The 14518-nt window shown below is 70.5% G+C and carries 11 protein-coding genes; 6 read left to right on the forward strand and 5 right to left on the reverse strand.

What is annotated here, in order from left to right:
- Positions 1-456: 456 nt before the first annotated feature.
- The gene (locus ACFY9I_RS38030; protein ID WP_391010761.1) at positions 457-1254 is read left to right on the forward strand and encodes a LuxR C-terminal-related transcriptional regulator; all 798 of its coding nucleotides are present in this window, start codon (positions 457-459) and stop codon (positions 1252-1254) included.
- Between the two features lie 220 nt (positions 1255-1474).
- Here the strand turns inward: ACFY9I_RS38030 and ACFY9I_RS38035 are convergent, their stop codons facing one another.
- Both ACFY9I_RS38035 and ACFY9I_RS38040 read right to left on the reverse strand, forming a co-directional pair.
- On the reverse strand, positions 1475-1984 hold the full coding sequence (locus ACFY9I_RS38035) for a hypothetical protein (protein WP_391010764.1): 510 nt from the start codon (positions 1982-1984) through the stop codon (positions 1475-1477).
- A gap of 39 nt (positions 1985-2023) precedes the next feature.
- On the reverse strand, positions 2024-2404 hold the full coding sequence (locus ACFY9I_RS38040) for a hypothetical protein (RefSeq protein WP_391010767.1): 381 nt from the start codon (positions 2402-2404) through the stop codon (positions 2024-2026).
- 560 nt (positions 2405-2964) lie between these two features.
- Here ACFY9I_RS38040 and ACFY9I_RS38045 point away from each other — a divergent pair.
- Positions 2965-4092 carry a nitronate monooxygenase gene (locus ACFY9I_RS38045; RefSeq protein WP_391010770.1) on the forward strand — a complete coding sequence of 376 codons (1128 nt, stop codon included), beginning with the start codon at positions 2965-2967 and terminating at the stop codon, positions 4090-4092.
- Complete coding sequence (locus ACFY9I_RS38050) at positions 4089-5684, forward strand: AMP-binding protein (RefSeq protein WP_391010773.1); 1596 nt, start codon at positions 4089-4091, stop codon at positions 5682-5684. Before ACFY9I_RS38045 ends, ACFY9I_RS38050 begins: the two co-directional genes overlap by 4 nt.
- A gap of 51 nt (positions 5685-5735) precedes the next feature.
- Here ACFY9I_RS38050 and ACFY9I_RS38055 read toward each other — a convergent pair whose 3' ends face one another.
- Both ACFY9I_RS38055 and ACFY9I_RS38060 read right to left on the reverse strand, forming a co-directional pair.
- Positions 5736-6551 (reverse strand): SAM-dependent methyltransferase, encoded by an 816-nt coding sequence (locus ACFY9I_RS38055; protein ID WP_391010776.1) that lies wholly within the window; start codon positions 6549-6551, stop codon positions 5736-5738.
- A gap of 85 nt (positions 6552-6636) precedes the next feature.
- The gene (locus ACFY9I_RS38060) at positions 6637-9060 is read right to left on the reverse strand and encodes a penicillin acylase family protein (protein ID WP_391010779.1); all 2424 of its coding nucleotides are present in this window, start codon (positions 9058-9060) and stop codon (positions 6637-6639) included.
- 225 nt (positions 9061-9285) lie between these two features.
- Here ACFY9I_RS38060 and ACFY9I_RS38065 point away from each other — a divergent pair, with 225 nt between their 5' ends.
- Both ACFY9I_RS38065 and ACFY9I_RS38070 read left to right on the forward strand, forming a co-directional pair.
- Positions 9286-10785, forward strand: coding sequence for a fatty acyl-CoA synthetase (locus ACFY9I_RS38065; protein ID WP_391010782.1), 1500 nt, complete (start codon positions 9286-9288; stop codon positions 10783-10785).
- Positions 10786-10867: 82 nt separating this feature from the next.
- Entirely contained in the window at positions 10868-11707 is an 840-nt protein-coding gene (locus tag ACFY9I_RS38070; protein ID WP_391010785.1) for an alpha/beta fold hydrolase, read from the forward strand.
- Between the two features lie 98 nt (positions 11708-11805).
- On the opposite strand, the gene ACFY9I_RS38075 is transcribed toward ACFY9I_RS38070, so the two are convergent.
- The gene (locus ACFY9I_RS38075; RefSeq protein WP_391010788.1) at positions 11806-13443 is read right to left on the reverse strand and encodes an AMP-binding protein; all 1638 of its coding nucleotides are present in this window, start codon (positions 13441-13443) and stop codon (positions 11806-11808) included.
- Positions 13444-13611: 168 nt separating this feature from the next.
- Between ACFY9I_RS38075 and ACFY9I_RS38080 the strand changes: the two genes are divergently transcribed.
- The gene (locus tag ACFY9I_RS38080) at positions 13612-14412 is read left to right on the forward strand and encodes a crotonase/enoyl-CoA hydratase family protein (protein WP_391010791.1); all 801 of its coding nucleotides are present in this window, start codon (positions 13612-13614) and stop codon (positions 14410-14412) included.
- Positions 14413-14518 lie beyond the last annotated feature (106 nt).

Genomic DNA, 14518 nt, shown 5'->3' on the forward strand with positions numbered 1-14518 from the left:
TCCCGACAGCGCCGCCGTCGCGAGGCGAACCCACTCCGCCCCGCGATGCCGTGACGACCTTCCTGGCCGACGGTGGCCGTCCAGCCCACCGCCGCTATCCGCCCCGCGCCGGGCAGTAGACCCGACTCGGGCAGCCCGTGCGGTGTCCCTCTGTGCTTCGTCAAGGGAAACGGGCTGCGTGACCACTGCCTGCCAGGCAGCATGACAGCGTGCCCGATCTGTTGTGGGATGACCTTGGATGGCCGGCCGGGTCGATGTTGGGGTCGGCGTCGAAATCGAAGTCCCGCGCAGGAAGTTGTTCACGGTCGTCATGGTGTGTGCGTTCCAGGCGGTGCTCATCACGTCGTCACCGTCCAGGTCGGGCTGTCGCCGCCGAGTCCTGCGCGATGGGCGGTTCTGCAAGGGCATCTCTCCCCCCGCTATGGGGAGAAGTCGCGTATGGGCAAGGGGAAACAGATGCGGCAGACGGATCAGCGGGACTACGAACAACTACTGGATCTCGCCGTGCACGTGTTGGAAACCCGGCGACCGGAGTTGATATGGCCTCGCATCGCGGAGGAGCTCGGCCGCGCTCTGGGTGGTGCGGCTGTCGTCATGAAGGACGGGGACTGGACCGAGAGCGCCGGCCACGTACGAGTCTGGCAGCCGGGTGCGTCGTCGGAGTACACGGCCACTCCCGACACCGCCCGCTGCATACGCCTGGGGTATCCCCTCGGCCAGCATTACGCCGCAACCGCCGACCGCACACCGATGACGGCGGAGCAATTCGTGGGCAGCCGCCAGTGGTTCCACAGCGAAACCGCCAGTGTGATGCGCGAAGCCTTCGGTACTCGGCACCTGCTCGGCCTGCCCCTGCGGGGCGTCGGCTCCGTACACGGCTTCGTCATCCACCGGGCAGGCCAGGGCTACACCAGCCGGGACAGCGAGTACGCCCTTCGAGCGCAACCCCTTCTCACTGCCGCCGCCGCACACCACGCGGCCCTCGAACGCCACCTCTCGCCCCGCCACGGCACGGACCGGGATGCGCCCGCCAACGTCGCGGAAGGACTCGGCCTGACGCCGAGAGAGGTGACGGTGCTCGAACTGCTTGCCGACGGCCTGTCCGCCCGCGCCATGGCCCACCGACTCACCATCTCCGTACGCACGATCCACAAACATCTGCAACAGCTGTACCGAAAGCTCGAGACGAACGACCGGCTCACCGCCGTCCTGCGGGCACAACAACTCGGCCTCCTCCCGCGCGACGACGAATAGCGTTGTGCTGGAGTGTGCCGAGGTCGATGTGCGACGAAGCCATGGTTCGTCCCGGAGCCGTGCGCGGACGAGGTCGATCCGGCAACGGGGCTGGCCGGCCCCGACGGTTTCGACCGGGCGGGCATGCGCGTGAGGGCCACCGCAGGGCGCGTGCCGAGTCCATCGGCCAGTGCCGCGGTGGCCCCCGTACAGTGTGCCGTTCGCTACGGCAACGGGCGGGTTACCACCACTCGGAGCAGCGGACGATGTTGTTGGAGTTGAGCGAACCGCACACCCGGAACTGGTAGTCAGGGTCGGTGCTGGTGCGCTTGAACGGGGTCGTCAGGCTCTGCCCGATACTCTGCACGGTGAACGGGCCGCACTGTAGCCAGGGGCGGATCGGGGTGCCGGGAGGGCCTCCCTGGTCCCAGCCGTCGGCCTTCCAGTCCATCCAGACCTTGTCACCCGGGAACGTGACACCGCTGATCTTCCCGAAGGCGATCTGTTGCCCCGCGTACACCCCCTTCTCCAGGGTGATGACGATACCGCTGCCCATGTCGATGCTGCGGGGCTTGTGCGTGTCGCCGGAGGCGTTGTCAGGGTGGTCGCGGAACCCGCGGGCGCCGCCCGTGCAGTCCGACGCTGCGGCCTGGGCGTTCCCGGCGGCGCTAGCCATGACGACACCGGCCGCGAGGGCGCTGACCGCCGTGAAGGACGCGAGTACGGAACGCAGTTGACGCATTGAGCGCATGTCGATGATGACCTTTTCCGCTGGTTGACGAGAGCGGCCTCAGCCGCGCCAGACCTTGACATGGGTGACGGCGTCGTTGAGCGTGTCGCCGACGTACCGAACGTCTCCGGTGAAGGAGTCGTTGCCGCGCGGACCGCTCATGAAGGACTTGGTGCAACCGCCCATCACCTGGAACGACGTCAGGTTGTTCGACCACCACGTACTCGGGTCGAAGGTGTAGCCGGCGGAGTCGCACGGGCCGTCGTAGCCGTAGATGCGGTCGTACACACCGCCCCAGTCGCGGTGCTCGGACCAGATCATGAGTTGGGTGGCGGCGGACGGTGCCGCTCGCTCGGCACGGTCGCCCGCGTCATGTCCCGTGAAGCAGGCACGCGAGCGGACCGTCGACTCCTGCTCGCCGTGCTCAACTCCGTTCAGCACGGTGACGCAGTGCGTCGCGCCCCCGTGCTGCTCCGCAGCGGTCGCGGTTGGCGCGAGGACGCTGAGGCAACCGGTGGCGGCGAGTGCACCGGCGAGTACCGCACCGCCGCGACGGCGATGTGACGGCGTGGCGCCAGGCACAGCTCTTCCGGCCGCTGTTCTTCGGAACATATGTGGTTTACCCCCTTGATCGGCGGACCGCAGGTCGTTGGTCCCTCGGTGACCGATCATGGCGCGGCCCGGGCATCCGGGCCATGGGGAGAAGTACGTATGGACAGCAGCGGGTTACCGCGGATCCGCACAGTCCACTCCGGGCTCTCGGGAGAAGCCTGCTTGTCCAGCCGGCTCCGCTGCGGCCCGCCGTCTCCGGCGGTCTCGCCCCGGACTGGCAAGACCCCCGCCCGGTGCCAGTACCCGCCCACCGAACCGGCGACGGCTCTGCCCCACCCACCCCCCGTCGAACACGCCGGCACACCTCGCGGGGTGAGCCCTCGGCAAAAACTGACGGTACATCAGAATACCCCTTCCCTCGTCCGGAGGACTACGGCATCCTGCGCTCCATGCAGACGGAGCTGAGCAACAAACTCGGAGTCCAGTACGCCGTCTTCGGCTTCACGCCGTTCCCCGCGGTCGCGGCTGCCATCAGCCGGGCCGGCGGCTTCGGCGTGCTCGGCGCGGTCCGCTACACGGCCCCCGACGACCTCAAGCGCGACCTGGACTGGATCGAGGCCCACGTCGACGGCAAGCCGTACGGACTGGACGTGGTGATGCCGGCCAAGAAGGTGGAAGGCCCGAAGAACCAGACACTGAGCGAGGCCGATGTCGAGGCGATGATCCCCGAGAGCCACCGGCAGTTCGTCAAGGACACCCTCGCCCGGTACGGTGTGCCCGAACTCGCCGAGGGGGAGGCCTCCGGCTGGCGCATCACCGGCTGGATGGAACAGGTCGCCCGCACCCAGCTCGACGTCGCCTTCGACTACCCGATCCGGCTGCTCGCCAACGCGCTCGGCTCGCCACCGGCCGACGTCATCGACCGCGCCCACGAGCAGGACGTGCTCGTCGCGGCGCTCGCGGGAAGTGCCCGGCACGCCCGCAAGCACGCCCAGGCGGGCATAGACATCGTCGTCGCCCAGGGTTATGAGGCAGGCGGCCACACCGGCGAGATCGCCTCCATGGTGCTCACCCCCGAAGTCGTCGACGCCGTCGATCCGTTGCCCGTCCTCGCCGCCGGAGGAATCGGCAGCGGACGGCAGGTGGCCGCCGCCCTCGCGCTCGGCGCCCAGGGCGTCTGGCTCGGCTCCCTCTGGCTGACCACCACCGAGGCCGAACTGCCCTCGCCCCGGCTGATCGAGAAGCTGCTCGCCGCCGGCTCCGGCGACACCGTCCGCTCCCGCGCCCTCACCGGCAAACCCGCACGCCAGCTCCGTACCGAATGGACCGACGCCTGGGACGACTCCGCCGGGCCCGGTGCCCTCCCCATGCCCCTGCAAGGGCTGCTCGTCGCCGAGGCGGTCTCGCGCATCCAGAAGTACGAGGTGGAGCCGCTGCTCGGCACGCCGGTCGGGCAGATCGTCGGCCGGATGAACAGCGAACGCAGCGTCCAGGCCGTCTTCGACGACCTCACCCGAGGCTTCGAGCAGGCCGTGGAGCGTGTCAACCGGATCGCCGGAAGGAGCGAGGGACAGTGAGCCAAGCCCCCCAGAGCCAAGCCCCCCAGAGCCAAGCCCCCCAGACCCAACCCCCGCAGGGCTTCTGGGCGCAGGCCACCGCCGACCCCGACCGTACGGTGCTCATCGCCCCCGACGGAGAGGAATGGACCGCGGGACGTCTGCACGTCGAGGCCAACCGGCTGGTGCACGGGCTGCGCGCGGCCGGACTGGGACGCGGCGACGCCTTCGCGGTCGTCCTGCCCAACGGCGTCGAGTTCCTCACCGCCTATCTCGCCGCCACCCAGGCCGGCTTCTACCTCGTTCCCGTCAACCACCATCTCGTCGGCCCCGAGATCGCCTGGATCGTCTCCGACTCCGGCGCCAAGGTCCTCATCGCCCACCAGCGGTTCGCCGACGCCGCACGCCACGCCGCCGACGAGGCCGAACTGCCCGGCAGCCACCGGTACGCGGTCGGCCCGGTCGACGGCTTCCGCCCGTACGCCGAACTCCTCGACGGGCAGCCCGGGTCGGCTCCGGACGACCGCACCCTCGGCTGGGTCATGAACTACACCTCGGGCACCACCGGCCGCCCCCGGGGCATCCGCCGCCCCCTGCCCGGCAAGCTGCCCGAGGAGTCCTACCTCGGCGGCTTCCTGGGCATCTTCGGCATCAGGCCGTTCGACGACAACGTCCACCTGGTGTGCTCGCCGCTGTACCACACGGCAGTCCTGCAGTTCGCCGGGGCGTCCCTGCACATCGGGCACCGGCTCGTCCTCATGGACAAGTGGACGCCGGAGGAGATGCTCCGCGTCATCGACGCCCACCGCTGCACGCACACCCACATGGTGCCCACCCAGTTCCACCGGCTCCTCGCGCTTCCCGGGGAGGTGCGCGCCCGCTACGACGTGTCGTCCATGCGGCACGCCATACACGGGGCCGCGCCCTGCCCCGACCACGTCAAACGGGCCATGATCGAGTGGTGGGGCGAATGCGTCGAGGAGTACTACGCGGCCAGTGAGGGCGGTGGCGCCTTCGCCACCGCCGAGGACTGGCTGAAGAAGCCCGGCACGGTCGGCAAGGCCTGGCCCATCAGCGAACTCGCGGTCTTCGACGACGACGGCAACCGGCTGCCGCCCGGCCAACTCGGCACCGTTTACATGAAGATGAGCACCGGTGGCTTCTCGTACCACAAGGACGAGGGCAAGACGCGCAAGAACCGCATCGGCGACTTCTTCACCGTCGGCGACCTCGGCCTCATCGACGAGGACGGCTATCTCTTCCTCCGGGACCGCAAGATCGACCTGATCATCTCCGGCGGCGTCAACATCTACCCCGCCGAGATCGAGGCCGCCCTGCTCACCCACGCCGCCGTCGCCGACGCCGCCGCCTTCGGCATCCCGCACGACGACTGGGGCGAGGAGGTCAAGGCCGTGGTCGAACCGGCCCCCGGATTCACGCCGGGACCGGCGTTGGCCGAGGAGATCCTCGCCCACTGCGCCCGCCGACTAGCCGGGTACAAGCGCCCGAGGAGCGTCGACTTCACCGAGGCGATGCCCCGCGACCCGAACGGCAAGCTCTACAAGCGCCGGCTACGGGAGCCGTACTGGGAGGGCCGGCCGAAGACCGTCTGAGGCGTCCGCCGCGGACCTCGCACTGATGTGGTTCTCCGCCGCGCGCAGACCTCAGGGCTTGCGCGCGACCCCGCCCACCGCGATCACATCGCCCGACCGGTCGGCACCGTCCGGGTCGGGGCGCCAGTCGTTCAGGGGCACGACCCCCGGCGCCAGCAGCTCCAAGCCGTCGAAGAACCGGACGAGTTCGGCCGGAGCGCGCAGGTGGTAGGGGACCGCGCCGCTCTCGTTGTAGCGCCGGGTGGCCTCGGCGTTGGCCGCGTTGGTGTCGACGCTGTCGTTGAACGCGAAGTAGCTCCCCGACGGCAGGGCGGCCATCAGTGCGCCGATGATCGAGCGCGCCTGCGCGTGGTCGGCGATGTGTCCGCTCACCTGCATCATCGTCAGCGCGACCGGCCGGGAGAGGTCCAGCGTCCTCGCCGCCTCCCGCAGAACGGTCTCGGGGTCGTGCAGGTCGGAGTCGATGTAGTCGGTCGCGCCCTCGACCGTGCTGGTGAGCAGGGCCCGCGCATGGGTCAGGACCAGCGGGTCGTTGTCCACGTAGACGACCCGCGCGTCCGGTGCCACCCGTTGGGCGATCTCGTGAGTGTTGTCCGCCGTCGGCAGACCGGTGCCGATGTCGAGGAACTGGCGTATCCCCGCCTCACCGGCGAGGAAGGTGACGGCCCGGCCGAGGAAGGCCCGGGAGTCGCGGGCGAGGTCGGTGATACCGGGGAACACCGCGCGGAAGGCGTCGCCCGCCGCGTGGTCGACCGGGTAGTTGTCCTTGCCGCCCAGCCAGTAGTTCCAGATACGGGCCGAGCGCGGCACCGTCGTGTCGATCTCGGCGGTCGTGTCCGTCTCGGGACGTAACGAGTCCTGTGCCATCGCGCGGCGGCCTCCTCAAGGGGGAACGAGTGATATGCCATGGGCATGGTGCCGCCCCGGAGGGGGCGGCACCACCACCTCTGGCTCAATCGCGCACGTGGACCACCCTCAGCTGCGGCGAGGACAGGATGTCCTTCTCACAGAAGCGGGACGTCACCCACCTCTCCGCCGAGAACAGCCGGGTCTGGTCCGCGTAGTGCGGCGAGTCGGGGTTGGAGGACTGTGAGTACGTCAGCAGTGTGCGGGCCACCGGGCAGCGGCTGCCGTCCCAGCCGACCGCCTGGACATGGCTGGATCCCATCGAGACCTCCGGGTAGCCGCCCGCGGCCGGTCGCCACGGCGCCTCGATCTTGTTCCACACGCCCAGTGACTCCGTGCCGCCGGACACCGGGACGCGTTGCCCGTCGCGTACGACGAACTGGTGGTCGCCGAGCTTGGCGTCCAGCGCCGTGCCTGCCGCCCGCAACTCCGTCACCGTGTCGGCGAGGGCCGTGGCGAAGCCGGGCGCGTCGGTGTTGAGGGTGTGCGGGGTGTGGACCGGGTCCGCCGCCGAGAACGGCACCTTCCAGAACTCCGCACGCGGCACCACGGCGTTCAGCCGCCGCCAGAACCGGTCGAAGAGCAGCGCGCCCCGACTGGCGGTGTCCATGGTCCGGTCCCACGCCGCGAACACACCGCACGCCTCCGCCACCTCGACGGCCTTGCCGTCACTGCCGGTCGCCGTACCGCCCGGCAGAGCGGCGCACGCCCGAGCCACGTCCTCGACAGCGAGGTCGGCCGCCGGCACGCGGTTCGCGAACTGCTGCCGCTGGAGGTCCCGCACGGTCAGACCGCCTCTGTCCGCCATCGCCGCCACGTCCTCGACCGCGCCCCGGGTCCGCATCGACCGCTGGGTCCCGACGGTGCCGAAGACCCGCTCGTACCCGGTCAGCGGCTGGTCGGCGTTGGCCAGCCACGCACTGTCGTTGGAGTTCTCCGCGTACGGCGCGTCCTTCAGCGTCGGCATCCTCGCGGGGCCGAAGATCCCCGGCTGCACGGCGTCGGTGTCGCTGCCGAGCGCGCAGTCACCGCGTGAGCCGTCGAGGACCGCCACGCCCGCCGCCGGATACGTGGCCCTGCCCAGCGGTGTGGAGCAGCGGGCCGCCAGGTCGTCGGTGATCCGGGGAAGAGTCTGCGACTGCGTGAACAGGGTGTGCCCGGCGGAGTCGGCCGCGACGGTGTTCACCCAGGGCAGCCCCTGGTGCCGGGCGAGCGTCTTGAGGACGTCCGCCGTGCCGCGCGCCTTGGCGAAGCCCAGCGAGGTGTCGGCGAAGCGCATGTTCACCGCGTTGAGGTCGTTGAGGGCGTACGCGGTACCGGCCGTCCAGGGCAGGGGGAGGTCGGCGCCGAGCGAGGTGACGACCGGGCCGTACCGCGTCCACCACTGGGTGCGGGTGACCGGGGCGCCGTCCTTCACCCCGACGGTCACGGTGCGCTCGGTCATCCGCTCCGGCTCGCCGTCCACGAGATACGCCGTCGGGTCGGCCGGGTCCAGCGTGAGCTGATGGATGTTCATGGGGACGCCGGTGGCGACCGTATGGCTCCAGGCGACCTTGGCGTTGAACCCGATCTGGGTGATCGGTGAACCGAGCAGCGCGCCGCCCGAGACGTTCAGTTCCCCGGGGATCGTCTGCTGCGCCTGCCAGAAGCGGCGCCCGCCCGCCCACGGGTAGTGTGGGTTGCCCAGCAGCAGACCGCGGCCGTTCGCCGTGGTGTCACCGCCGAAGGCGACCGCGTTCGACCCCATGTCCGCGTTCGCGGCGGAGAACAGCTCGCTCGCGGCCCGGGCGGCGGTCCTCGGATCCGGTGCGGCCGCCGTACCGGCCGGGGCACCGGAGGCGGGCGGCCGGGCCGTGGTGATCGCGTCCACCAGCCTCCCCTCACCGCCCAGCACGGCGAGGGCGTACGCGCGGGAGAACACGTCGAGCGTGGTGACCGGGCGCACCCAGGCGGCACCCCGGCAGGCGGGGTCGGTGATCCGGTTCTTCCTCAGCCACGCGTTGTACCCGGCCGCCCAGCCCCTCATCAGCTCCTTGACCTCACGGCTCGGCCCGAGCGGCACCGGCTGGTCGAGCAGCCGCTTCACCGTGCCCGCCTCCCGGACACCCCGGAAGTAGAGGTCGCTGGTGAGGTTCCTGGTGGCGGAGGAGAGCGAGAAGTCGGGTGCCGCGTCCGGCCCGAAGTGGCGGGAGCGCTCGCCCTTCACGGTCACGAACCCGTCGGCGAGCACACACACCTGGTCGGCGGCCTGCGCCCACCCGGTGCCGAAGCCGAGGTTCGCGTAGTCCTTGCCGACGATGTGCGGAACGCCGTACTCGGTATAGCGGATCACGGCGGACAAACCACCGTGGGACGGGCCTTGCCTACCAGCCCGCTCGCCGTCGGCGGCGGCGGTGGCCGACGGCAGTACGGCCGAGGCGGTGAACAGGGCGACGACCGAGACCACGAGCTGTCTCAGACGGGTGCGCATGGAGCCTCCCAACATCATCGGGGAAGGGACGGTTGAGCGTGTCGACACAGATGTGCGTAGTCCATGTGTGTGATGGATCTTCCCTCTGGTTGACTCGCGCCCCAGGGTCGGAGTTGAGCCACTTCACGCCATGCGTGCCGGATTCCGGCCATGCGGGTGGTGTGCTTGACCTCGCTCGCGCGACGGACCGAGGATCGCGTCAGAACGGACTGAGGAGCGGACGACATGACGGCTGGTCGCAGCGTGACGGTCGACGGGACGTTGCGGCGCAGCGCCCGACGGACGCCCGCCCGCGTCGCGATCCACTACGGCGAACGGTCCTGGACCTACGCCGAACTGGACGACGCGGTCTCCCGAGCCGCCCGCGCGCTGCGCGACACCGGGCTCCGGCCGGGGGACCGGGTCGCCGCCTACGGCCACAACTCGGACGCCTACCTCGTCGCCTTCCTGGCAGCCGCCCGCGCCGGCCTGGTCCATGTGCCGGTCAACCAGCACCTCACCGGTGCCGACCTGTCGTACCTCCTCGACCAGTCAGGCAGCACCCTCGTCCTCACCGACCCGGACCTCGCCGGGAACCTCCCGGACGGCACCCGCACCCTTCCGCTGCGCGACGCGGACGACTCGCTCCTCGCACGGCTGGCCGCCACGGAGCCGTACGACGGTGAGGAGCCCCGCGCCGAGGATCTCGTCCAACTCCTCTACACCTCGGGGACGACGGCGCTCCCCAAGGGCGCGATGATGACGCACCGCGCGCTGGTGCACGAGTACCTCAGCGCGATCACCGCCCTCGACCTCCAGGCGGGCGACCTGCCCGTGCACTCCCTCCCGCTCTACCACTCCGCGCAGATGCACGTGTTCCTCGTGCCGTACCTCGCGGTCGGCGCCACGAACACGATCCTGGAGGCACCCGACGGCGACCGGATCCTCGACCTCGTCGAAGAGGGCCGCGCGGACAGTCTGTTCGCCCCGCCCACGGTGTGGATCGCGTTCGCCGACCGCCCCGATTTCGACACCCGTGACCTCAGCGGCCTCCGAAAGGCGTACTACGGGGCGTCGATCATGCCGGTGCCCGTCCTGGAACGGCTCAAGGAGCGGTTGCCCAAGCTGGCCTTCCACAACTGCTTCGGCCAGAGCGAGATCGGCCCCCTGTCCATGGTCCTCGGCCCGTACGAGCACAAGGGCCGCATGGACTCCTGCGGACGACCGGTCATGTTCGTCGAGGCCAGGGTCGTCGACGAGAAGGGCGAGGACGTGCCCGACGGCACCCCCGGCGAGATCGTCTACCGGTCGCCGCAACTCTGCGAGGGCTACTGGGAGAAGCCTGAGGAGACCGCGGAGGCCTTCCGTGACGGCTGGTTCCACTCCGGGGACCTCGCCGTGCGTGACGCCGACGGGTTCTTCACCGTGGTCGACCGGGTGAAGGACGTCATCAACTCCGGTGGTGTACTGATCGCCTCACGTCAGGTCGAGGACGCGCTCCACACCCATGACCGGGTCGCCGACGTCGCGGTGATCGCCCTGCCCGACGACCACTGGATCGAGGCCGTGACGGCGGTCGTCGTCCCTCGCGGCGAGGTCACGGAGGACGAACTCGTCGCCCACGCCCGCGAGCGGCTCCCCCACTTCAAGGCGCCGAAGAGGGTGCTGTTCGTGGACGAACTGCCGCGCAACGCGAGCGGCAAGATCCTCAAGCGGGAGCTGCGGGACCGTTTCGCGATGACCTGACCTGACCTGACCTGGCCCTCCCGCTGGCCCGCGCGTGAGAACCGCGTTGCGGTGGGCGCGGCGCGACGCGAAGATCGACACCATGCCGACCTTCACCGCACGCGACGGGACCGAACTCGCTTACCACCTGCGCGGCGAGGGCGACCCACTGGTCGTCCTCCCCGGCGGCGCCATGCGCGCCTCCGCCTATCTGGGCGACCTGGGCGGGCTGACCACCCACCGGCGCCTCATCCTGCTCGACCTGCGTGGCACGGGTGACTCCGCGATCCCCGCCGACCCGGCGACGTACCGGTGCGACCGGCAGGTCGACGACGTGGAGGCACTTCGCGCGCACCTCGGCCTGGAGCGCATGGACCTCCTCGCGCACTCGGCGGGCGGCAACCTGGCGCTTCTCTACGCGGCCCGGCACCCCGAGCGGGTGTCCCGGCTGGCGCTGATCACGGCCACCCCCTGGGCGGTGGGCCTGCCGGTGACCGTCGAGGACCGCCTGTCCGCCGCCCGCATCCGCGCGGACGAGCCGTGGTTCGAGGAGGCGTACCCGGCCTTCGAGGCCGCCTGGACCGGCCGGGGCCCCTTCGACGACGCCATGATGCCCTTCTTCTACGGCCGTTGGGACGACACCGCCCGTGCCCACATGGCCGCCGAGGAGGACCAGACCAACGAGGAGGCGTCCGCCCTCTACGGGTCCACAGGCGCCTACGACCCTCCCGCGACCCGGGCCGCGCTTACCGGCCTGCCGGCCCCGGCCCTCGTGTTCGCGGGCGAACTCGACACCGGCCCCACCCCCGACCTCGCCCGCCGTACGGCCGAACTGCTCCCCGGCGCGCGGTTCACGGTCCAGCCCGGCGGCGGCCACTTTCCCTGGCTCGACGACCCGGAATGGTTCGTACGGCACGTCATGGCCTTCCTCACCGAACCCTGAGCCGCGCCCGCGCCCGCGCCCGCGCCCGCGCCCCGCACCCGAACCCCGCACCCGAACCCCGCACCGGGCGCGAGCCGGCTTCCCTCCCAGGAGCCCGATCAGGCTCCCGGGCGGACCCGGCCGTCCGCCGCCGACGCCACCGACCGTGCCCAGCGGTAGTCCGCCTTGCCACTGGGGGAGCGCTGGACGGTGTCGGTGAGTACCAGTTGGCGGGGGATCTTGTAGCCGGCGAGGCGGGTGCGGCAGTGGGCCTGGACGTCCTCCAGGGAGAGGCGGGCGGCGCCCTCGCGGAGCTGCACCACGGCCGCGACGTGGTTGCCCCAGCGGGCGTCCGGCACCCCGGCGACCAGCGCGTCGTACACGTCGGGGTGGGCCTTCAGGGCCTGCTCCACCTCCTCCGGGTACACCTTCTCGCCCCCGGTGTTGATGCACTGCGACCCCCGGCCGAGGACCGTGACGACACCCTCCTCGTCGATGGTCGCCATGTCGCCGAGGAGCACCCAGCGCTCGCCGTCCCGCTCGAAGAACGTCTCGGCGGTCTTCCTCGGGTCGTTGTAGTAGCCGAGGGGCACATGGCCACGCTGGGCGACCCGGCCCGGCACACCGACCGGGACGGGCTCGTACGTCGCCGGATCCACGACCTGCGTATGGGAGTGGACCCGGATGCGGAAACCGTCACCCGCGCCCGAGTCCTCGGTCGCCGTGCCGTTGAAACCGGACTCCGACGACCCGAAGTTGTTCAGCAGCATCGCGTGCGGCACCAGAGCCTGGAACTGCCGCCGGACCGTCTCCGACATGATCGCGCCCGAGGACGACACGCTGAACAGGGACGAGCAGTCGGTGCCCTTCATCGGGCCGTTCAGCGCGTCGATGAGCGGGCGCAGCATCGCGTCGCCCACCAGCGACACACTGGTGACCTTCTCCCGCTCGATGGTCCGCAGGGCCTCCTCGGGCACGAACTTGCGGTGGATCACGACCCGTTGGCCGAAGTTGAACCCGATGAACGCCGTGAGCGTGGAGGTGCCGTGCATCAGCGGGGCGGTGGGGAAGAACGTGATCCCGTCACCCCCGGCGGCGACTCGCTCGGCCAGCTCCTCCGGTGCGTTCACCGGCTCACCGGTCGGCGCGCCTCCGCCCAACCCCGAGAAGAACAGGTCCTCCTGACGCCACATCACACCTTTCGGCATGCCCGTAGTGCCGCCGGTGTAGATGATGAACTGGTCGTCGCCCGAACGTGCCGGAAAGCCCCGCTCGGGCGACGCGGAAGCCTCCGCCTCGGTGAAGCCGGCGACCTGGAGCGCGGGCGCGTCCGACGCGGGGGAGCCCACCCGCACCAGATGCCGCAGCTTCTCCGTCCGGGGCCGCGCCTTCGCCACCCGCTCGGTGAACTCCGCGTCGAAGACCAGGCCCACCAGATCCGCGTCCCGGTAGAGGTAGACCAACTCCTCCTCGACGTAGCGATAGTTGACGTTGACGGGCACGATCCGCGCCTTCAGGCAGCCGAGCGCGGTCTGTAAGTACTCGACGCCGTTGTAGAGGTGCAGCCCCACGTGCTCACCGGGCTCGATGCCGTTGTCGAGCAGATGGTGACCGATCCGGTTCGCCGCCGCGTCCAGCTCCGCATAGGTGAGCCGGCGGTCCGCGCCCGTACCGGGGATGTCGAGGTACGCGAGCGCCGCGCGGTCGGGGGCCACGTCGACCACCGACTCGAACAGGTCGGCAAGGTTGTACTCCACCGCGCTCCTCCTGACCTCGCTGCCCCTCGGTTGCCGGTCATCAGAGCAAAGGGCGGCACAACTGTGAAGAGTCTCCGCACAGAAATCTGACTGTCTGTCAGAAAACCCTTGAAGTGCCGACCCGCCTCCTGCAACCTGTTCTCGTTTCCTGTGGACGGAGGACACCGGATGGGCGGCACAGAACACCTCACCGTGCGGCGCGAAGGCGCCACACTGGTGCTCACGCTCAACAGGCCCGAGGCCAAGAACGCGCTCTCACTGCCGATGCTCGTCGGCCTGTACGACGGGTGGGTCGAGGCCGACGAGGACGACGCGGTCCGCTCGATCGTCCTCACGGGAGCCGGCGGCGCCTTCTGCGCCGGAATGGACCTCAAGGCCCTCGCGGGCGAGGGCATGGAGGGGCAGCAGTACCGCGAGCGGCTCAAGGCCGACCCGGACCTGCACTGGAAGGCGATGCTCCGTCACCACCGGCCGCGCAAACCCGTCATCGCCGCGGTCGAGGGCCACTGCGTCGCCGGCGGCACCGAGATCCTCCAGGGCACGGACATCCGCGTCGCGGGGGAGTCGGCGACGTTCGGGCTCTTCGAGGTGCGGCGGGGCCTCTTCCCGATCGGCGGGTCCACGGTCCGTCTCCAGCGGCAGATACCGCGCACCCACGCGCTGGAGATGCTGCTCACCGGGCGGCCGTACTCCGCGTCCGAGGCCGCCGGGGTCGGGCTGATCGGGCAGGTCGTGCCCGACGGCACGGCCCTGACGAAGGCGTTGGAGATCGCCGAGCGGATCAACGGCTGTGGGCCGCTCGCGGTGGAGGCCGTGAAGGCGTCCGTGTACGAGACGGCCGAGATGACCGAAGCGGAGGGGCTGGCCGCCGAGTTGAAGCGGGGGTGGCCGGTCTTCGACACGGCCGACGCGAAGGAAGGGGCCCGTGCCTTCGCCGAGAAGCGGCCGCCTGTTTACAAACGGGCGTAGGCCTTGTGTCGGGGGAGACCGGTCGTGTTCGGCTGCGGGACCGGTCGGTCGTGGCTGGTCGCGCAATTCCCCGCGCCCCTGAAGGACGGGCGCGTGTGCGTGCCCC

It is taken from the genome of Streptomyces sp. NPDC012510, from assembly GCF_042955065.1.
Taxonomy (GTDB): domain Bacteria; phylum Actinomycetota; class Actinomycetes; order Streptomycetales; family Streptomycetaceae; genus Streptomyces.

Excerpts from the sequence above, each read along its gene's own strand:
- ACFY9I_RS38030 (WP_391010761.1), top strand. The coding sequence starts at position 457 with ATGCGGCAGACGGATCAGCGGGACTACGAACAACTACTGGATCTCGCC.
- ACFY9I_RS38035 (WP_391010764.1), bottom strand. The coding sequence starts at position 1,984 with ATGCGCTCAATGCGTCAACTGCGTTCCGTACTCGCGTCCTTCACGGCG.
- ACFY9I_RS38045 (WP_391010770.1), top strand. The coding sequence starts at position 2,965 with ATGCAGACGGAGCTGAGCAACAAACTCGGAGTCCAGTACGCCGTCTTC.
- ACFY9I_RS38055 (WP_391010776.1), bottom strand. The coding sequence starts at position 6,551 with ATGGCACAGGACTCGTTACGTCCCGAGACGGACACGACCGCCGAGATC.
- ACFY9I_RS38060 (WP_391010779.1), bottom strand. The coding sequence starts at position 9,060 with ATGCGCACCCGTCTGAGACAGCTCGTGGTCTCGGTCGTCGCCCTGTTC.
- ACFY9I_RS38065 (WP_391010782.1), top strand. The coding sequence starts at position 9,286 with ATGACGGCTGGTCGCAGCGTGACGGTCGACGGGACGTTGCGGCGCAGC.
- ACFY9I_RS38070 (WP_391010785.1), top strand. The coding sequence starts at position 10,868 with ATGCCGACCTTCACCGCACGCGACGGGACCGAACTCGCTTACCACCTG.
- ACFY9I_RS38080 (WP_391010791.1), top strand. The coding sequence starts at position 13,612 with ATGGGCGGCACAGAACACCTCACCGTGCGGCGCGAAGGCGCCACACTG.